Origin of the sequence: Cellulomonas sp. APG4 (assembly GCF_009996735.1) — a bacterium.
GTDB lineage: Bacteria > Actinomycetota > Actinomycetes > Actinomycetales > Cellulomonadaceae > Actinotalea.
Map to the genome: position 1 here is coordinate 1 of NZ_JAACYI010000003.1, position 18,584 is coordinate 18,584.

Sequence of the window (18,584 nt, forward strand, 5' to 3'; positions counted from 1 at the left end):
TGGCGGGGGGGGGGGCGGTGGCGTCGGCGGGGGGGGGGGTGGCGGCGGCGGGGGCGGTGGCGTCGGCGGGGGCGGTGGCGTCGGCAGCGGGGGCACTCCCGGCTGCGGCCGCACATGCGACGGCGCCGTCGTCGTCGGTGGGGTTCTCCGCCTGGCTCGCGAGGTCGGCGTCCCGGCCGAGCAGCGCCGCGACGTCCACCTGCTCGTCGGCGCTCGCCAGGAGCAGAGCGACGGGCGCCCCCACGTCCACGCGGTCGCCTGCGGCCGCGAGCTGCCGGGCGAGCACGCCGTCCTCCTCCGCGGTGAGCTCGACCACGGCCTTGTCGGTCTCGATCTCGGCCAGCAGGTCGCCGACAGCGACGGTCGCGCCCTCGGCCACGGCCCACGAGGCGATCACCGCGTCGGTCGCGTTCGCGAGGACCTCGGGCATGCGCACGATGCTCGCCATCTCAGCCACCGAACCCCTCGACGACGCGGCGCAGGCCCGCCACCACCTCGTCGGTCTTCGCGATCGCGGCCCGCTCGAGCACCTTGGAGATGCTCGGCGACGCCTCGCGGCCGGTGACCCGCTGCACGGGCTGGTCGAGCCAGTCGAAGAATCGTCGTTGGATCTCGTCCGAGAGCCAGCCGCCGTACGACGTGCCCACAGCCCCCTGCTCGACCACGAGGACGTTGCCCGTCTTGCGGATCGACTCCCCCACCGTCTGCCAGTCCAGGCTCGCGCGGTCGAGCCAGCGCAGGTCGACCACCTCGGCGTCGACACCGCTCGCCTCGACGGCCTCGAGGCTGTGACCCACCATGCTCAGGTAGGTCAGCACGGTCACGTCGGTCCCGGGGCGTCGCACGAGAGCGCGACCCACGGGCAGCTGGTAGTCGAGGTCGTCGACCGGCGCGGGGCCCGTGGTGCCGTAGAGGTCCACGTGCTCGAGCACGAGCACCGGGTCGTCGAGCGCGAGCGCCGCGTTGAGCAGGCCCACGTAGTCGAACGGCGTCGACGGCGCGACGATCCGCCAGCCCGGTGCCGTCGCGAAGATGCCCGCGGGATCCATCGAGTGCTGCGAGCCGTAGCCCGTCCCGGCCGCGACCTTGGTCCGCAGCACGAGCGGGACGGCGTTGTCCCCGCCGAACATGTGCCGCGCCTTGCCCACCTGGTTGAAGACCTGGTCGGCCGCGACCCAGAGGAAGTCGGGGTACATGAACTCGACCACCGGCCGGAATCTCCCGTCGAGCGCCATCCCGCCGCCCAGGCCGAAGAACGCGTTCTCGCTGATCGGCGTCCCGAGCACGCGACCGGGGAAGGCATCGGGCAGACCCCTCGTCGCGCCGTTCGTCCCGCCACCCAGCCGGTGCACGTCCTCGCCGAGCACCACGACGCGCTCGTCGGCGGCCATGCGCCGTCCCATCACCCGCGCGACGGCTTCGATGAAGCGGGTCGGCGCGAGCTCTCCGCCGAACGTCGTCTCCTCCTCGGTGCGTGCACCCGCGACCTCGCTCAGGTCCCCGCGCACGCCCACGTCCACGAAGTCGGTCGACGGCCACAGCTCGGGCCGGATGCGGCGCACACCCGCCTTGGCGCCGGGCTCGGGCTCGAGGAGCGCATCGACGACGGCGGTCATGGCCTCTTGGGCCTGGCGGCGGGCGCCCGCGGCTGTGGGCTCGTCGAGCAGGCCGCGCGCGGCCATCTCCCCCGCGACCCGGTCGAGCGGGTCGCGCGCGCGCCACCCGGCCTCCTCGTCCTTGGGCCGGTAGCCGAACGCGCTGCCCGGGTAGGGACCGTTCTGGTGGAAGAACCGGTACACCTCTGCCTCGACCACCGTCGGGCCCTCACCCGAGCGCATGTGCTCGACGGCTGCCTGCGTCGCGAGGTGCACCGCGAGCGGGTCCATCCCGTCCACGCGCCACGCCGGGATCCCGAAGCCTGGACCGCGCCCCGAGAGCCGCGGCTCACCGGTGGCCTCGTCGACCCGGGTCGAGACCGCGTACAGGTTGTTCTCGATGAAGAAGCACAGCGGTACGTCCCACGCCGCCGTGAGGTTCATGCTCTCGAGCACCGACCCGATGTTCACGGCGCCGTCGCCGAAGTAGGTCACGGTCACGTCGTCGGTCCCGGCGTGCCGCTGGGCCCACGCGTTGCCGGCCGCGAGGGGCACGCCCCCGCCGACGATGGCGTTGGTGCCGAGCGCGCCCGCCTCGCGCCACTGGAGGTGCATCGACCCTCCGCGCCCGCGGCAGAAGCCCTCGGCGAGGCCGAGGATCTCGGCGAGCGTGCGGCGCAGCACGACGGCGACCTCGTCGGTGACGAGCGCCGTCAGGTCGAGCCGGGGTGCGACGTGCGCGATCGCCTTCGCGAGGAACTGGTGGTGCCCGCGGTGCGAGCCGTTGACGCCGTCGGACGAGCGCAGCGCGAGCACGGAGCCGACGGCGCCGCCCTCCTGGCCGATGCTCGAGTGCGCCGGACCGTGGACCAGGCCCTGGCCGGCGAGCTCGAGGACCGTCTCCTCGAAGGCCCGGACCAGGTGCAGCTGGCCGAGCATCGTCGCGAGGAGGGCGGGATCGGCGGCGTCCCAGTCCTCCGGCGTGGTGGAGACCTCGACCCACGGGACGGCCGGCTCGAGCGGCGTGGTGCGCACGCATCCTCCTGGAGCTCGGCGACGGCACCCTCGCCGTCGCGGACCCTTGGAGCCTACGCGCCGATTGGATACAGTGACAAGCCTCTTGTTCGGCCTGCATGCATGCTTGACGAGGTTGACACGGTCTATCGGATACATGGAGGCGACTCATGGCAGGCATCCCCGGGCTCGTCGGCACCGAGCACATCGGCTTCACCGTGCCGGACCTCGACGAGGCCGAACGCTTCTTCGTCGACGTCGTCGGGTGCGAGCGGCTGTTCTCGCTCGGCCCGTTCGCCTCCGACGACGGCTGGATGGCCGATCACCTGAACGTCGACCCGCGCACCGTGATGCGCGAGAACAGGTTCCTGCGCTGCCGCACGGGCCCGAACTTCGAGATCTTCCGCTACGAGACCCCCGAGCCGCCCGCACCTCAGCCACGCAACAGCGACATCGGCGGCCACCACCTCGCGTTCTACGTCGAGGACATCGACGCCGCCGTCGCCTACCTGCGCTCCCGGGGCGTCCGGGTGCTCGGCGAGCCCACGGCGAGCCGCAGCCACAACGAGGGCCAGCGGTGGGTGTACTTCCTAACGCCGTGGGGCATGCAGCTCGAGCTCGTGAGCTACCCCGACGGCAAGGCCTACGAGCGGGACCCCTCGATCGCGGGGCGGCTCTGGCATCCTGGCGACCCGACCGCCTGAGCGGTGTCGCAGCAGAGCACGGAGCAGCCATGACCGAGACCGCGGCCGGCCCCGCGTCGGCGCGCATCGCCGACGGCCTGCGCCGGCAGATCCTCGGTGGCGAGCGCGCTCCCGGGTCCCGCATCCGGCAGGAGGACCTCGCACGGGAGTTCGGGGCGAGCCGCCTCCCGGTGCGCGATGCGCTGCGACGGCTCGAGGCCGAGGGCCTCGTGCGGCTCGTGGCGAGCACCGGGGCGTGGGTCGAGCGCCTGAGCCTCGCCGAGTGCACCGAGGCCTACCTGGTGCGCGAGCGGCTCGAGCCGCTGCTCCTCGGCCTGTCCGCCCCCCACCTCGACCCCGAGGCGCTCGACCGCCTCGACGACCTCGCGCACCGCATGCAGGGGGCCGACCTCGAGACCTTCCTGCGCCTGGACAGGGAGTTCCACCTGCTCTCGTTCAGCGCGGCGCGCACCTACGCGCTCGGCGACCTCGTGCTGCGCCTGTGGAACTCGACGCAGCACTACCGGCGCGCCTTCGGGCTGCTCGTGGGCATCGCCGACAGCACCGCGACGCACGCCGAGCACCACCTGCTCGTCGACGCGCTGCGACGGGGCCAGGTGCGTGACGCCGAGGAGCTCCTCGCCGTCCACATCCGCCGCACGCGCGTCGAGCTCGCACGCCACCCCGAGCTCTTCGACGGCGCCTGACGGGCACGGCCCCGCCCGGGTCAGACGCCCGCGGGACGGCCACCGAGGTACAGGCGGGACAGCTCGGGGTCGGCGAGCAGCTCGGGAGCGGGTCCGGAGATGTGCACGCGGCCCAGGTCGAGCACGCAGCCCACGTCCGCCGCCTCGAGCGCGCGCCGCGCGTTCTGCTCGACCAGCAGCACCGCCGTGCCGTGGTCGCGCATGCGCACGATCTGCTCGAACACCGTCGCGGTCGTCTTGGGGTCCAGGCCCATCGACGGCTCGTCCAGCAGCACGACCTTGGGCTCCATCATCAGCGAGCGGGCGAACTCGACCTGCTTCTGCTGACCACCGGACAGCAGCCCCGCGAGCTGCCGCCACCGGTCCCCCACGATCGGGAAGATCTCCTGGACGCGAGCGACCCGCTCCTCGACCACCGCCTGGTCCCGCACGGTGTAGGCGCCCAGCCGCACGTTCTCCTCGACGGTCATCTCGGGGAAGACGCTGTGGCCCTGGAGCACGTGCGCGAGGCCCGCCGCGAGCATCTGCTGCGGGGTCCGGCCGGTCACGTCGTCGCCGGCCACCCGGATGGCGCCCGCCCGCGGCTGCAGCATGCCGCTCGCGACCTTGAGCACCGTGGACTTCCCCGCGCCGTTGGGTCCGACGAGGCACACGATCGTCGACGGCGGCACGTGCACCGAGAGCCCGCGCAGCACGAGGGCCGCGCGTCCGTAGCCGGCCTCGATGCCGTCGAGTGCGAGGAGCGGTTCAGACACCAAGGTAGGCCTCCAGGACGCGTGGGTCGGTCTGCACCTCGGCGGGCGCACCCTCGGCGATGGGTCGGCCCCGGTCGAAGACGACGACGTGGTCCGACAGGCTCATCACGAGGTCCATGTTGTGCTCGACGACGATGAACGTCCGGCCCTCGGCGTTGAGCTCGCGCACGAGGGCCGAGATGCGCCCGATCAGCGCCGGGTTCACGCCGCCCGCGGGCTCGTCGAGCATGACGATGCGCGGCTCGGCCATGAGCACGCCCGCGAGCTCGAGCAGCTTCTGCTGGCCGTAGGAGATGTTGCGCGCCTCGCTGTGCTCGAGGTGGTCGATGCCGACGCGCCGCAGCCACCCGCGCGCGCGCTCGAGCGACTCCTCGTCGTCGGCCCGGCGCCAGAGGTCGGCAGCGGTCGAGCGCACGCCCACGAGCATGTTCTCCATCACCGTCATGCGTGGGAAGACGCGGCACACCTGGAAGCTGCGGCCCAGGCCGAGGCGCGCGATCCGGTCAGGTGTCGCGCGGCTCACGTCCCGGCCGTCGAGCGTCACCGTGCCGCGGTCGGCGCGGATCATCCCGGTGACGCAGTTGAAGAACGTCGTCTTGCCCGAGCCGTTGGGGCCGATGATCGCGTTGATCCGCCCGGGCTTGAACTCGACGCTCGCGTCGTCGACCGCACGCACCCCGCCGAACGCCTTCGACAGCCCCCGGACGGTCAGCGCACCGCCGGTCACGGTCCCCGTCGCGGTCATCGGACCCTCCCCACCCCGCCGGGTGCCACCGGCGCGTCGTCGTCGGGCGCGTCCTGCGTCCCGTCCAGGAGCTGCTGCGCACTGACCTCGCGGATCGAGGACGCCTGCGGCCCGAACCGCGCGAACAGGCCCTTGACCGCGGGGATCACGCCCTCGGGCATGAACAGCACGACGAGTGCGAGCAGCAGCCCGGTCGCGACCAGGTGGAACTGCGTGTCGCCGAACTCCGCCTTGAAGAACTCGATCGCGAGGCCGACCACGATCGCCCCGAGCAACGGCCCGAAGAGCTCGCGGACCCCGCCCAGGAGCGCCATGAGCACCATGTACGCGCCCATGAGGATGGAGAACTGGAACACCGGGTCGAGGTCGCCGAACCACAGCGCGTACAGGGCGCCCGCGAGGCCGGTGAAGAACGCCGACCAGGCGAACGCGATGAGCTTGGCGCGGAACGTCGGGACGCCGAGCGCACGCGCCTTGTCCTCGTCCTCGCGCACCGCCTTGAGCCCCATGCCGAAGCGCGACCTGTCGATGCGCCACCACACGAGCAGCGCGAGCACGAGGGCCGCGACGTAGATGTAGTAGAAGACCTGGTGGTGCTCGGTCCGCATGAGCCCCTGGAACGCCCGCGGGACCATGAGGCCGGTGGAACCGCCCGTGAGCGAGGCCCAGCTCTGCGCGACGAGCAGCAGGATGAGCACGAACGCGATGGTCACGATCACGAACGAGGCGCCGCGCACGCGCAGCGCCGCGACGCCCACCGGGATCGCGATGACGACGACGACCAGCGGGGCGAGCGCGAGGGCCAGGAAGGGCGACATGCCCGTGCGGTCGATGAGGATCGCGACTGCGTAGGCGCCGAGCCCGAAGTAGGCCGCGTGCCCGAGCGAGATGTACCCCGTGAACCCGCCCATGAAGTTCCAGCCGGTCGCCATGAGGGCGTAGTTGAGGATCACGACGCCGGTCGAGAGCAGGTACCCGACCGACGTCGTCATCGGGAAGACCAGCACCACGACGGCGAGGGCCACGAGCAGGCCGACGCCGACGAGTCGGCGCGGGTCGCGGAGCAGCGGCGGGCGCGCGGCCCGGTTCCCCGCGGTGCGCTCGGCCGCGGGCGCGGCCGCCCGCGTGGTCTCAGAAGCGTTGCGCAAGGCGACCTCCGAAGAATCCCTGCGGCCGCACCATCAGGGTGACGAAGAGGGCCACGTAGAAGACGGTCTGGGCCCAGGTGGTCCCGAGCGGCACCTGGAGGAGCGACTGCGTGACGCCCAGCAGCATCGCCGCGACGGCCGCACCCGGGATCGACCCGAGGCCGCCGACGACGATGATCGCCATGAGTGGGCCGATCCAGTGCCAGTGGAGCGACGGGTAGATCGTCGCATCGAGCGCCAGGGCGGTGCCACCGACCGCCGCGGTGGCCAGCCCCAGGCCGAAGCCGTAGCTGGCCACCTTGGCGGTGTCGATGCCGACGAGCTCGGCGGCCTCCTTGTGCTGGATCGTGGCGCGCAGCGCCTGCCCGAAGGAGGTCTTCTTGAGCACGAACCAGAGGCTGCCGAGCGCGAGCGCGGCGAGGCCGAACGCGACGAGCTTCACGACGGCGACCTGCGCCCCCAGGACCTCGATGCTCGAGGCCCCGTAGTCCAGCCGGATCCTGCGCTGCACCCCGGTGAAGGTGAAGCCGAGCATCCCCTCGATCACGAGCGCGATCGCGAAGGTCAGCAGCACCGACATCATCGTCAGCGACGCGGGCTTGAGCCGGGTGATGAGCAGCCGCTGCATCAGCACGCCGATGCCGAAGAACAGCGGCACGGTGATGAGGAGCGAGATCATCGGGTCCAGCCCCGTCTGCACGGTGAAGAACCAGGCCAGGTAGCCCGCGAGGATGAGGAACGCCGAGTGGGCGATCATCACCACGCGCATGACTCCGAAGTAGAGCGTCAGACCCGAGGCCAGCAGGGCGTACAGACCACCCAGCAGGATGCCCAGGATCAGGCTCTGCAGCAGCAGTGCGGAGGACATGGGCTCAGCTCACCACTCCGGCTTGACGGCGATGAACTCGGCTGTCGCCTGGTCCTCGGGGAGCACGATCTCGGGCGAGCCGTCCACGTACTGCTGGATGAAGTGCGCGCCGTTCGGCCGGCCCGCCTCGTCCCAGCGCAGGTCACCGACGATGGTCGCGACCTCGTTCTCGTGGAGCCAGTCGACGAGCTCGGTCTGGCAGTCACCCTGCTCGGCGCAGCCCACGGCCTCGACGGCCGCGGTGACGACCTGACCCACCGTGTACGCGTTGGCCTCGTCCTCGGTGGGCTCGCGGCCCTCCTTCTCCATGACCATCTCGACGAAGTTCGCGTTGCCCTCGTACTCGGCCGCGGGCGAGTAGCCGTTCGGCGTCATGATCCCGTCCACCTTGTCCGCACCGATGGCCTCGACGAACTCAGGCAGCGTCGGGGCGGTGGTGAACGCCGCCATGCGCGGCTGGTAGCCGAGCTGACGCACCGCGAGGATCATGTTGACGCCGTCCTGGTACTGCGTGCCGCCCACGAGCAGGTCGGCGTCGGCCTCGGCGAGCTGCGCCGCGATGCCGCTGAAGTCGGTCGTGTTCGGCGGGTAGATCTCGTCGACGAGGATCTCGACCCCCGCTTCCTCGAGCTTGGCCTTGAGACCGTTGGCCGCACCCATCGCGAGCGGGTCGTCCATCGAGGCGAACGAGGCCGTCTCGGGACGCTCGCCGTCGGGCAGCGACATCAGGTGGTCGAAGAGGTAGTCGTAGTGCGTGTCCGCCACGGCGGGGGCGGCGTAGAAGAGGTTGCGGTAGCCCGCGGCGAAGATGTCCTCGGCCGCACCCGCGGGTTCGACGAAGAGCATCCCGTACTCCTCCGCGACGCGCGCCGAGGGCAGCACGAGCCGGCTCGAGAAGGGGCCGAAGATGAGGTCGACCTCCTCCTGGGTGATGAGCGCCTCGTAGTCGGCCACCACGCGGTCGGCGTTCGACTGGTCGTCGAGGATGACGAGCTCGACCTGGCGCCCGAGCAGGCCGCCGGCCTCGTTGATCTCGTCGCGCCAGATCTCGTAGCCGTTCTGCACGCCCTTGCCGGGCTCGGAGAAGTCGCCGGTCAACGGCAGCGAGATGCCGATGCGGATCGGGCCGTCGTCGTCGCCCTCCTCCTCGGCGCCTCCACCGCCGCCCGAGGAGCACGCGGTGAGCAGGAGCGCGGCTCCTGCGACCACGGCCGCGCCACGGGCGCGGCTCCGGGTGAGTCGTCGTGCGGACATGGGACCCTCCTACGTCGTCATTGACGGGTTCACGGTGCCATAGAGGGCGAGGAGCACTTCCAGGGGGATGAACGGACCGCAATCGTTTGCCCTCGATGCCGCGACGCTATAGGAGCAACCCGGCCCCGTCAACGCCTCCGCCCACCCCGTGACCCCAGCGTGATCTGGGGCGTCGCGCGCGCTCACAAGGCTGGGATAGCGCTGTCCGATCTGCCCTCGGGCGCCCCGTGTCGCCCCTTGACCGCACACCCGGCCCGTCTCTAGGGTCGTGCAATCGCTTGCAGCAGACGTCGTCAGGAGCGCGATGCCCAGGTCACGTGCACGGCGTCGTCGTGGCTGAGGCCCGGCCCCTGCGCGTGCTGCACGCCGCGACCTTCCTGAGCTCGTTCGACCGGCTCCTCGTCGCACCCCTCCTGCTGCCGATCGCGCGCGACCTCGACGCCGAGGTCGCCGAGGTCGCGCTCATGGCCACGGTCTACCTCGTCGGGTACGGCCTCATGCAGGTGGTCTGGGGGCTCGTGTCGGACCGGCTCGGACGCGTGCGCACGATGCGCCTCGCGATGGTCGTCGCGGGGGTCGCTGGCGTCGCGACCGCACTCTCACCGGGCCTGGCCGCACTGGTCGTGGCACGCCTCGTCGCAGGCGGGGCGTACGCCGCCGCGGTGCCCGGCGCGATCACGTACATCGGCGACACGGTCCCGGCCGTCCGTCGGCACGCGCCTCTCACCGACCTCATGACGGCGACGGCGCTCGGCATGGCGGCGGCGACCCTCGTCGGGGCGCTCCTGGGTGACCTGCTGAGCTGGAGGGTCGCGTTCGGGGTGCCCGCGGTCGCCGTCCTCGCCGTCTCGCTCGTGCTGCGCGGCGTGCCCGAGCCGTCCGGTCCCGACGCGTCACGGCCGGCGAGCCCACCGGGGCTGCGGGTCCAGGCGCACCGCGTGCGCGAGGTGCTCACGCACCGGCGCGCGCTGCTCGTGCTGGTGCTCGCGGGCGGCGAGGGCATGGTGCTGCTCGGCGTCATCACCTACCTGCCGACGGTGCTCCAGGCCGGCGGCACCGGCACCGCGGCGTCGGGTGCCGCGACCGCCGTGTACGGCCTCGCGATCGTCGCCTTCGCGCGCCTGGTGAAGGCTCTGTCCGCGCGGGTCTCCCCCGCCCGGCTGATCGCCGTCGGAGGTGCGATGGGCCTCGGGTCCTACGGCGCGCTGCTGGTCGACCGCGGCCTGCCGGGCGTGGTCACGGCATCGGTCCTGCTCGCGGGCGCGTGGGCGTTCATGCACTCGACGATGCAGAACTGGGCGACCCAGGTGGTGCCGACCCTGCGGGCGACGGTCGTGAGCCTGTTCGCCTCGGCGCTCTTCCTCGGCAGCGCCGCGTGGACGGCGCTCGGGGTGCCGTTCGTCGCGCGCGGCGACCTCGTGCCGTACCTCCTCGCGGGACTGCTCACCGCACTCGTGCTCACCGCCGTCGCGACCTGGACCCGGCACCGCTTGCCCGGGTGAGCGCCCGTCGGGCCCTGGCGGCTCAGCTCGCCGGTGCCGCGGTCGACCCTCGCACCACGAGGTCCACGGGCAGGGTCGTGGTGGTCGGTGCGGACGAGTCGCCCCCGACCCAGCGGATGAGCAGGCGCGCCGCCTCGGCCCCGATCTGCGCGTGGGGCACCCGCACCGTGGTGAGGGGTGGAGAGAGCTTGTCGACGAACGGCATGTCGTTGTAGCCGACGACGCTCATGTCCTGCGGGCAGCGCAGCCCGCGCTCACGCAGCACGTCGAGCACACCGATCGCGATCTGGTCGTTGCCCGCGACCACGGCGGTGGGCGGCGGTCCTGCACGGTCGAGCAGCGCCCGCGCCGCGCGGGCACCCTCGTCGACGGCGTACGCGCGGCACTCCTCGACCATGTCGGTCGCGTCCGGTCCGCACAGCTCGGCCACGAGGTGCCGGAACGCACGCGCCCGGTCCGCACCGGTCGAGAGCGAGGACGGCCCCGCGAGGTGCGCGATGCGCCGGTGGCCCAGGCCCACGAGGTGACGTACGGCCTGCTCGATGCCGTCCCTGTCGTCACCGGTCACGGCCGGGAGCCGCGCCTGGTCGTCCCGTCGGTTGATGAGCACCATCGGCAGGCCCTGGGCCGCGGCCTCGCGCACCGCCGCGTCGTCGCGCAGCGCCGACGCGATGATCAGGCCGTCCACCTGGCGCGCGCGCAGCGTCTCGAAGCTCTCACGCTCGCGCTCCGCGTCGTTGTCGGTGTCCGCGATCAGGCACGTGTAGCCCGAGCGCGAGAGCACCTCCTCCGCGCCGCGGACGATCGGCGGGAAGAGGGGGTTCGACAGGTCCGGCACGACGATGCCGACCATCGTGGTGCGGTTCGTCTTGAGGCCGCGGGCCATCGAGTTGGGCCGGTACGCGAGCGCCTTGGCGGCCGCCTGCACGCGCCGCACGGTCTGCTCGCTCACCAGGGCCTGCGTCGCGGGGTTGAGCGCACGCGACGCCGTGCCCGGGTGCACGCCCGCGCGCTCGGCCACCTGCTTGAGCGTGGCGGTCACGTCCCGTCGCGCCTCCCCCTGCGTCGCGGCCCGCTCCGCGGGCTCCCCGGCCGGCCCGGGACGCCCGTCAGCGTAGACGAGCGAGGCCCGCCCACGACGTCACCACTCCACGGCGACGTACTTGGACTCGGTGTACTCGAGCATGCCCTCGTGGCCGCCCTCGCGTCCCAGCCCCGACTGCTTGACCCCGCCGAACGGGGCCGCGGGGTCGGAGACCACACCGCGGTTGAGGCCCACCATGCCGGCCTCGAGGGCCTCGCTCATGCGCAGCCCGCGCGCGAGGTCCCGCGTGAACACGTAGGCGACGAGGCCGTACTCGGTGCGGTTGGCGAGCCGCACGGCCTCCTCGTCGGAGTCGAACCGGACGACGGGTGCGACCGGCCCGAAGATCTCCTCCTCGAGGATGCGAGAGGTCGGCGGGACGTCGCTGAGCACCGTCGGCGGGTAGAAGAACCCCCGGCCCTCGACCGCCTCACCACCCGTGACCACGCGGGCGCCGTCGTCGACCGCCGCGGCCACGAGCTCGCTCACCTTGTCGACGGCGGCCTGGTTGACGAGCGGCCCGACGGCGGCGTCCTCGAGGCCCGGCCCGACGCTCAGCCCGGCCATGGCCTCGCCGAGACGGCGGGTGAACTCGTCCGCGACCGCGCGGTGGACGTACATGCGGTTGGCGGCCGTGCAGGCCTCGCCGCCGTTGCGCATCTTGGCGAGCATCGCGCCCTCGACCGCGACGTCGAGGTCGGCGTCCTCGAGCACGACGAGCGGGGCGTTGCCGCCCAGCTCCATCGAGCACGAGACCACCTGCTGCGCGGCGAGGCCGAGCAGCGAGCGGCCCACCTCGGTCGAGCCGGTGAACGACAGCTTGCGCACACGCGGGTCCGCGAGCACGGCCGAGGCGACGTCTCCCGACCTCCGCGAGGGGAGCACGTTCACGACGCCGTCGGGCACCCCGGCCTCGGAGAGCAGCGCCCCGAGCGCCAGCGCCGTGAGCGGGGTCTCGGACGCGGGCTTGAGCACCACCGTGCACCCGGCCGCGAGGGCCGGGCCGATCTTGCGGGTCGCCATCGCCGCCGGGAAGTTCCAGGGGGTGATGAGCAGCGCGATGCCGATCGGCTGCCGCAGCACCATGATCCGGTTCGTGCCCGCGGGCGCCGTGCGCAGCTCGCCCGAGAGCCGCACGGCCTCCTCGGCGTACCAGCGGAAGAACTCGGCGGCGTAGCGCACCTCGCCGCGCGCGTCCGCGAGGGCCTTGCCGTTCTCGCGCACCATGAGCTCGGCGAGCTGCTCGGTGCGCTCGGTCATGAGCTCGAAGGCACGCCGGAGGATCTCGCCACGTTCGCGCGGTGCGGTGCGCGCCCACGCGGCGGCGGCCCCGTCGGCCGCGTCGACGCAGCGCAGGGCGTCCTCCACCGTGCCGTTCGCGACGTCGGCGATGGGCAGGCCCGTCGCCGGGTCGATGACGTCGAACCGCCCGCCGTCGCCCGCCCCGACCCAGGCGCCGCCCACGTACAGGTCGGTCGGCACACGCAGGCCCGTCACCAGGTCGTCGATCATCGTTCCTCCTCGCTGGGGCGGCGAGCGCCCTGTCCAGCCCGCCCACGCGTCGACGACGCGTCGGTGCGAGCAGGTCCATCGTGGCCCGCCCGGACGGCGCCTGTCAGCCACCCGGGCGCCGTGCGGCGGTCAGTACGGGTTCGTGACGAAGAGCTCCTGGGCGGGGAAGAGCGTGATCACCTCGCACCCGTCGGCGGTCACGACCACCTCCTCCTCGATCCGTGCGGCCGAGAACCCGTCCGAGGCCGGGCAGTAGGTCTCGAGCGCGAAGACCATGCCCTCCTTGATCTCCATCGGGTTCTCGAGCGAGACGAGGCGCGAGATGATGGGCCGCTCGTGCAGACCGAGGCCGAGGCCGTGCCCGAACTGCAGGCCGAACGCGGCCATCTCGGACGCGAAGCCGAACTCCTCGGCGCGCGGCCACAGCCGGGCCACCTGGTCCGTCGTCACGCCCGGGCGGATCACGTCGATCGCCGCGTCGATCCACTCGCGCGCCTTGACGTACGCGTCCACCTGCGACGGCGTCGAGCGCCCGACGACGAACGTGCGGTAGTAGCAGGTCCGGTAGCCCATGTACGACTGGATGATGTCGAAGAACGCCTGGTCCCCGGGACGGATGAGCCTGTCGGTGAAGTTGTGGGGGTGCGGGTTGCAGCGCTCGCCCGAGACCGCGTTGATGGCCTCGACGTCGTCCGAGCCCATGTCGTAGAGCTGCTTGTTCGCTATCGCGACGAGCTCGTTCTCGCGGATGCCGGGCTTGAGCGCCTCGGTGAGGGTCTGGTAGACGCCGTCGACCATCGCCGCGGCCGTCGTGAGGAGCGCGATCTCGTCGCGCGACTTGATCTTGCGGGCGTCGAGCATCACCTGCTGACCGTCGCGCACGTCGAGGCCCACACGCTGCAGCTCGAGCACCATGGGGAGCTCGGCGATGTCCACGCCGAGCGGCATGTCTCGCACGCCGGCGCGCGTGAGCTCGTCGACCAGCTCGGCCACGGCCGAGCGCACGAGGCCGGCGTCGGGGTGCACGGCCCCGCGCAGGCCAAGCATCCCGGCGCGTGAGTTGCCGGGACGCAGCCACGGCGCGTAGATCTCGTGGTGCTTCGCGGCCGAGCCGAAGTCCCAGACGATGGGCTCCTGGCCGCGCATCAGCAGCGTGTACCGGGCGACCTTGTCGCGCGCCCACTCGCCGATCATCGTCGACGTCGTGTAGCGGATGTTGTTGATGTCGAACAGCAGGAGCGCCCCGAGCTCGGACGCCTCGAGCGCGGCGCGCGCGCGTGCGAGGCGGTACTCGCGGAGGCGGTCGAAGCTCACGCGCTCCTCGAAGTCGACCGCCATGCGGCCCGGGGACGGGGTCAGGCTCATGTGCACCATCGGTCAGCCCTCCTGGGCGGGCACGAGGCCCTCGGTCACCTGCGCGTCCTCGGGCACGAGCTCGAGGCCCGCCGCGCGCGCCTGCAGCTCGAGGAGGACGGCGAAGTCCTCCGTGGTCCGCCCCTCGGCGACCGCGGCGCCCACCAGCTGGTGCACGAGCGCCGCGACCGGCATCGGGGCGTCGAGCCGGCGGCCCGCGGCGAGCCCGAGGTCGAAATCCTTGCGCAGCAGCACCGCGGTGAACGTGGGCGTGAGGTCGAGGTTGACGAAGGCCGGCGTCTTGTAGCGCGTGAACGTCGAGCCCATCACGGAGTCGTTGAGGAACGCGAGGAAGTCGTGGCGCGCGATGCCGCCCTTCTCCGCGAGCACGGTGATCTCGGCCATCGACTGGGTCACCACGCCGAGGAACAGGTTGTGGCAGATCTTGACCAGCCGCGCCCGCTCACCGTCACCCACGTAGGTGACCGCACGCGCGATCGCCTCGAGCTGCGGGAGCACGGCGTCGTGGACCTCGCGCGGCCCCGACGTGACCATGGTGAGCCGCCCGGCGTCGATGACCTTCGCGTTGCCCGACACGGGTGCGGCGAGCAGCCGGACCCCGCGCTCGGCGGCGAGGGCGCGCAGCTCGTCCCCCTGCGTGACGTCGGCGGTGGTCGAGTCCACCACCACCGGTGGCACCACGTCCCCGGTCAGCAGACCCCCGGGACCGGTGAGGACGGCGCGCAGGTCCGCCGCCGTGGAGACCATCGTGTGGACGACGTCGCGGTCCGCGAGCTCGACCGGGCTGTCGACCACGGAAGCACCGAGCGGCTCGAGCGCCTCAGCCTTGGCCCGGGTGCGGTTGTAGACCGCCACGTCGTAGCCCGCGGCCAGCAGGCGCGCCGCCATCGCGGCGCCCATGCGGCCCGCGCCGATCCAGCCGATCCGGGGCGTGCTCTCGTCGGTCATCATGCGGCTCCATTGCAAGCGATTGCGGCGACAGTTCGTGCGGGCCAGTCTGGCAAGCAACGCGCTGCAATGCAATCCTTTGCGGTCCGAGACGCGCTCGTTCCCGTCGAGGCCCGGACGTGGTCCGGCTCAGCCCCGGTCGAGCACCGCGACGCACTCGACGTGGTGCGTCATGGGGAACAGGTCGAACGCGCGAAGCTCGCGCAGCCCGTACCCCAGCTCCTCGAAGTGAGCCACGTCACGCGCGAGAGCGGCAGGGTCGCACGCGACGTACACGACGCGCCCGGCCCCGGTCGCGGCCACCCGCTCGACCACGCGCTGGCCCGCACCCACCCTCGGCGGGTCGAGCACCACGACGTCGGCCGCGCCCACCCCGTCCAGCACGTCCGCGACCGCTCCGAGGCGCAGATCCACCTGCGGCCGCGCGTGCAGGTTGCGCCGCGCGTCGCGCACGGCCCCCGGGTCCCCCTCGACCGCGACCACGCGTCCCGCCTCGCCGACGGCGTCCGCGAGCGGCGCGCTCAGCAGTCCCGCGCCGGCGTACAGGTCCAGCACCGTCGCGCCGGGCCTGGGGCCGACGGCAGCGCGGACCGCCTCGACGAGCACGCGTGGCGCCTCCCGATGGACCTGCCAGAAGCCGGCCCCCGCCACCCTCCACACGTAGCGCGTGCCGTCGTCGAGCTCGAGCACCTCACGTACCGAGGTACGCGCGTTGGGCCGGGTGTCCGCGGCACCACGGTGGAGCGGAACGCCGTCCACGAGCACGAGCGGCCGGTCACCACCCACGGGTGCGACGGCCGTGAGGCGTGCGCCGGGGGCCCAGTGCCGGGTGAACAGGCCCGCGTCACGCAGCTCGGGCACCGCGAGCGGCATGTCCTCGAGCGGGACGACGTCGTGCGAGCGGTGGCGGTGCATGCCCGCGCGGCCCGAGGCGTCCGCGACGAGCTCGATGCGCGTGCGCCAGCCGAGACCGGCGCGCTCGTCGTCCCCCGGGGCGCTCTCGACCACGACGTCGCGCTCGAGCCGCGCCAGGCGCTCGAGCTGCTCGCGCACCACGGCGGCCTTCCAGCGGTGCTGCCCGTCGAGGGAGACGTGCGCGAGCTCCCCACCGCCGACGCCTCCGGGGCCCGCCGCGGGCCAGGCCGAGGGGACGCGGTCGGGGCTGGCCTCGAGCACCTCGACCGCGTCGGCACGCCAGAACCGGGCGCTCTCCCCCGCGTCCGTCAGGACGGCACGCACGCGCTCCCCGGGCAAGGTGTGCCGGACGAAGACCACACGGCCCTCGTGCCGCGCGACGCAGTGCCCGCCGTGGGCGACGGGGCCCACCTCCAGCTCGATCACGCGCCGCCCTCCGTCTGTCCCGGCCCCCCGGGCGGTGCGGGCACCCCGCGGCCGCTCGTCGCGGGGTCGACCGAGCGCAGCTGCCACGGCACGGAGGCCACGACCACACCGGGGGTGAACAGGAGCCGGCTCTTGAGCCGCAGCGCGCTCTGGTTGTGGAGCAGGTGCTCCCACCAGTGCCCCACGACGTACTCGGGCACATACACCACGACGAGGTCGCGCGGGCTCGCGCGCCGGATCGACCGCACGTAACCCAGCACCGGCCGCGTGATCTCGCGGAACGGGGAGTCGAGGATCTTGAGCGCGACCGGCAGGTCGAGCGCCTCCCACTCCTCGCGCAGGCGCGCGACGTCGTCGGGGTCGACGCTGACCGTGACGGCCTCGAGCACGGACGGCCGGGTCGCCCGTGCGTACGCCAGCGCGCGCATCGTGGGCTTGTGCAGCCGCGAGACCAGCACGATCGCGTGCACACGGCTCGGCAGCGCGCGCGCCGCGGCAGGGTCGTCGCCCAGGGCGAGCTCCTCGCTCACCCGCGCGTAGTGGCGACGGATCGCCTGCATGACCACGAAGATGCACGCCATCGCGAGCAGCGCGATCCACGCGCCGCGCGTGAACTTGGTGATCAGCACGACAACGAGCACGGTGCCGGTGAGGCCGAGCCCCACGGCGTTGATCGCGCGCGAGCGCTTCATGCGCGCCCGCGCCTGCGTGTCCGGCTCGGTGCGCAGCTCACGGTTCCAGTGGCGGACCATCCCGAGCTGGCTGAGCGTGAACGACACGAACACGCCGACGATGTAGAGGTGGATGAGCCGCGTGACCTGGGCGTCGAACGCCCAGATGAGCACGACCGCACCCAGGGCGAGCGAGATGATGCCGTTCGAGAACGCGAGCCGGTCGCCGCGCGTGTGGAGCTGGCGCGGCAGGTAGCCGTCGCGCGCGAGGATCGACCCGAGCACCGGGAAGCCGTTGAACGCCGTGTTCGCGGCGAGCACGAGGATCAGCCCGGTGACCACGGCGATGAGCGCGATCGCAGGGCCGAAGCCTGAGAACACGGCCTCCGAGAGCTGTGCGATGAGCGGGTCCTGGACGTACTCCTCACCGACCGGCTCACCGTCGCGGAGGAGCTGCGTCGCCGGGTCCTCCACGATGTGGGCGTGCGTCGCCTGCGCCAGCAGCAGGATCGACATGATGAAGGTCGTCGAGAGCGTGCCCAGCAGCAGGAGGGTCGTCGCCGCGTTGCGGCTCTTCGGCTTGCGGAAGGCGGGGACGCCGTTGCTGATCGCCTCGACACCGGTCAGCGCGGCGGATCCCGAGGCGAAGGCGCGCAGCACCAGGAACGCCCCGGCGAGGCCCACGAGCCCCTGGTCGAACCCGGACTGCGGGACGATCTCGAGCTCGGCGCTCTCGGCCATCGGCAGCGTGCCGGTCGCCCAGCGGACGAAGCCGACGACCGCGACCGTGCCCACGGCGGCCATGAAGAGGTACGTGGGCAGGGCGAAGAGACGTCCGGACTCCTTGACCCCGCGCAGGTTGAGCACCATGAGCAGGAGCACGACGCCGATCGCGAAGGGCGTCTCGTGGCCGCGCAGGGCCGGGACCGCGGCCGCCGCGTACTGCGCCCCCGAGGAGATCGACACGGCGACGGTCAGGACGTAGTCGACGAGCAGCGCGCTCGCGACCGAGACGCCCGCGCGCGGTCCCAGGTTGACGGTGGCGACCTCGTAGTCACCCCCGCCCGAGGGGTAGGCGTGTACGTTCTGCCGGTAGGACGCGACCACGGCGACCAGCACGACGGCGACGGCCAGGCCCACCCACGGTGAGATGAGGGCGGCACCCAGGCCGGCGATCGAGAGCGTGAGCAGGATCTCGTCCGGGGCGTACGCGACCGACGACAGCGCGTCCGAGGCGAAGACAGGCAGCGCGATGCGCTTGCGCAGCAACGTGTGGCCCAGGCGCTCCGTACGGAAGGGGCGACCGAGCACGAGCCGCTTGGCGGCGTCGGCGACATCAGACACGAGAGCCCATGCTAGGCCCGCGCGGGCCCGCCGGACGGT

The 18,584-nt window shown here is 72.6% G+C and carries 16 protein-coding genes; 3 read left to right on the forward strand and 13 right to left on the reverse strand.

The window, feature by feature from the left end:
• On the reverse strand, window positions 1-448 hold a 448-nt coding region (locus GXB85_RS03280), incomplete at its 3' end, for a lipoyl domain-containing protein (protein WP_202627537.1).
• 1 nt (window position 449) lies between these two features.
• A complete protein-coding gene (locus GXB85_RS03285; protein ID WP_370523977.1) occupies window positions 450-2,630 on the reverse strand; it encodes a thiamine pyrophosphate-dependent enzyme in 2,181 nt (726 codons plus the stop codon).
• 149 nt (window positions 2,631-2,779) lie between these two features.
• On the opposite strand from GXB85_RS03285, the gene GXB85_RS03290 reads away from it, so the two are divergent.
• The gene (locus GXB85_RS03290; RefSeq protein WP_161916226.1) at window positions 2,780-3,313 is read left to right on the forward strand and encodes a VOC family protein; all 534 of its coding nucleotides are present in this window, start codon (window positions 2,780-2,782) and stop codon (window positions 3,311-3,313) included.
• A 29-nt stretch (window positions 3,314-3,342) separates the two neighbouring features.
• Window positions 3,343-3,999: a GntR family transcriptional regulator gene (locus GXB85_RS03295; RefSeq protein ID WP_161916227.1), complete on the forward strand. Its 657-nt coding sequence runs from the start codon at window positions 3,343-3,345 to the stop codon at window positions 3,997-3,999.
• 20 nt (window positions 4,000-4,019) lie between these two features.
• On the opposite strand, the gene GXB85_RS03300 is transcribed toward GXB85_RS03295, so the two are convergent.
• Genes GXB85_RS03300 through GXB85_RS03320 form a run of 5 tightly spaced genes read right to left on the reverse strand, consistent with a single transcriptional unit; the run spans window position 4,020 to window position 8,769 of the window.
• A complete protein-coding gene (locus tag GXB85_RS03300) occupies window positions 4,020-4,754 on the reverse strand; it encodes an ABC transporter ATP-binding protein (protein ID WP_370523978.1) in 735 nt (244 codons plus the stop codon).
• The gene (locus GXB85_RS03305) at window positions 4,747-5,499 is read right to left on the reverse strand and encodes an ABC transporter ATP-binding protein (RefSeq protein ID WP_161916229.1); all 753 of its coding nucleotides are present in this window, start codon (window positions 5,497-5,499) and stop codon (window positions 4,747-4,749) included. The genes GXB85_RS03300 and GXB85_RS03305 overlap by 8 nt, the downstream gene beginning before the upstream one ends.
• Window positions 5,496-6,647, reverse strand: a complete 1,152-nt coding sequence (locus GXB85_RS03310) for a branched-chain amino acid ABC transporter permease (protein WP_237727951.1) — start codon at window positions 6,645-6,647, stop codon at window positions 5,496-5,498. Before GXB85_RS03310 ends, GXB85_RS03305 begins: the two co-directional genes overlap by 4 nt.
• Window positions 6,631-7,515, reverse strand: a complete 885-nt coding sequence (locus GXB85_RS03315; RefSeq protein WP_161916230.1) for a branched-chain amino acid ABC transporter permease — start codon at window positions 7,513-7,515, stop codon at window positions 6,631-6,633. Before GXB85_RS03315 ends, GXB85_RS03310 begins: the two co-directional genes overlap by 17 nt.
• A 9-nt stretch (window positions 7,516-7,524) precedes the next feature.
• Window positions 7,525-8,769 carry an amino acid ABC transporter substrate-binding protein gene (locus GXB85_RS03320; protein ID WP_161916231.1) on the reverse strand — a complete coding sequence of 415 codons (1,245 nt, stop codon included), beginning with the start codon at window positions 8,767-8,769 and terminating at the stop codon, window positions 7,525-7,527.
• Between the two features lie 332 nt (window positions 8,770-9,101).
• On the opposite strand from GXB85_RS03320, the gene GXB85_RS03325 reads away from it, so the two are divergent.
• Window positions 9,102-10,271: an MFS transporter gene (locus tag GXB85_RS03325; RefSeq protein ID WP_161916232.1), complete on the forward strand. Its 1,170-nt coding sequence runs from the start codon at window positions 9,102-9,104 to the stop codon at window positions 10,269-10,271.
• 22 nt (window positions 10,272-10,293) lie between these two features.
• Here the strand turns inward: GXB85_RS03325 and GXB85_RS03330 are convergent, their stop codons facing one another.
• The 6 genes from GXB85_RS03330 to GXB85_RS03355 all read right to left on the reverse strand — a co-directional run bounded on the left by GXB85_RS03330 (window position 10,294) and on the right by GXB85_RS03355 (window position 18,545).
• On the reverse strand, window positions 10,294-11,313 hold the full coding sequence (locus GXB85_RS03330; protein WP_161916233.1) for a LacI family DNA-binding transcriptional regulator: 1,020 nt from the start codon (window positions 11,311-11,313) through the stop codon (window positions 10,294-10,296).
• Between the two features lie 99 nt (window positions 11,314-11,412).
• Window positions 11,413-12,867 carry an NAD-dependent succinate-semialdehyde dehydrogenase gene (locus GXB85_RS03335; protein WP_161916234.1) on the reverse strand — a complete coding sequence of 485 codons (1,455 nt, stop codon included), beginning with the start codon at window positions 12,865-12,867 and terminating at the stop codon, window positions 11,413-11,415.
• A 129-nt stretch (window positions 12,868-12,996) separates the two neighbouring features.
• Window positions 12,997-14,232: a Xaa-Pro peptidase family protein gene (locus GXB85_RS03340; RefSeq protein ID WP_202627538.1), complete on the reverse strand. Its 1,236-nt coding sequence runs from the start codon at window positions 14,230-14,232 to the stop codon at window positions 12,997-12,999.
• A 12-nt stretch (window positions 14,233-14,244) separates the two neighbouring features.
• Complete coding sequence (locus tag GXB85_RS03345) at window positions 14,245-15,264, reverse strand: NAD(P)-dependent oxidoreductase (RefSeq protein ID WP_370523979.1); 1,020 nt, start codon at window positions 15,262-15,264, stop codon at window positions 14,245-14,247.
• A 54-nt stretch (window positions 15,265-15,318) separates the two neighbouring features.
• Window positions 15,319-16,530 (reverse strand): class I SAM-dependent RNA methyltransferase, encoded by a 1,212-nt coding sequence (locus GXB85_RS03350; RefSeq protein ID WP_370523980.1) that lies wholly within the window; start codon window positions 16,528-16,530, stop codon window positions 15,319-15,321.
• Window positions 16,527-18,545 (reverse strand): APC family permease, encoded by a 2,019-nt coding sequence (locus tag GXB85_RS03355; RefSeq protein ID WP_161916238.1) that lies wholly within the window; start codon window positions 18,543-18,545, stop codon window positions 16,527-16,529. Before GXB85_RS03355 ends, GXB85_RS03350 begins: the two co-directional genes overlap by 4 nt.
• Window positions 18,546-18,584: the final 39 nt, after the last annotated feature.

What these genes read in the sequence shown, in the direction of transcription:
- GXB85_RS03295 (WP_161916227.1), top strand. Translation starts at nt 3,343, where the DNA reads ATGACCGAGACCGCGGCCGGCCCCGCGTCGGCGCGCATCGCCGACGGC.
- GXB85_RS03320 (WP_161916231.1), bottom strand. Translation starts at nt 8,769, where the DNA reads ATGTCCGCACGACGACTCACCCGGAGCCGCGCCCGTGGCGCGGCCGTG.
- GXB85_RS03305 (WP_161916229.1), bottom strand. Translation starts at nt 5,499, where the DNA reads ATGACCGCGACGGGGACCGTGACCGGCGGTGCGCTGACCGTCCGGGGG.
- GXB85_RS03335 (WP_161916234.1), bottom strand. Translation starts at nt 12,867, where the DNA reads ATGATCGACGACCTGGTGACGGGCCTGCGTGTGCCGACCGACCTGTAC.
- GXB85_RS03340 (WP_202627538.1), bottom strand. Translation starts at nt 14,232, where the DNA reads ATGAGCCTGACCCCGTCCCCGGGCCGCATGGCGGTCGACTTCGAGGAG.
- GXB85_RS03315 (WP_161916230.1), bottom strand. Translation starts at nt 7,515, where the DNA reads ATGTCCTCCGCACTGCTGCTGCAGAGCCTGATCCTGGGCATCCTGCTG.
- GXB85_RS03290 (WP_161916226.1), top strand. Translation starts at nt 2,780, where the DNA reads ATGGCAGGCATCCCCGGGCTCGTCGGCACCGAGCACATCGGCTTCACC.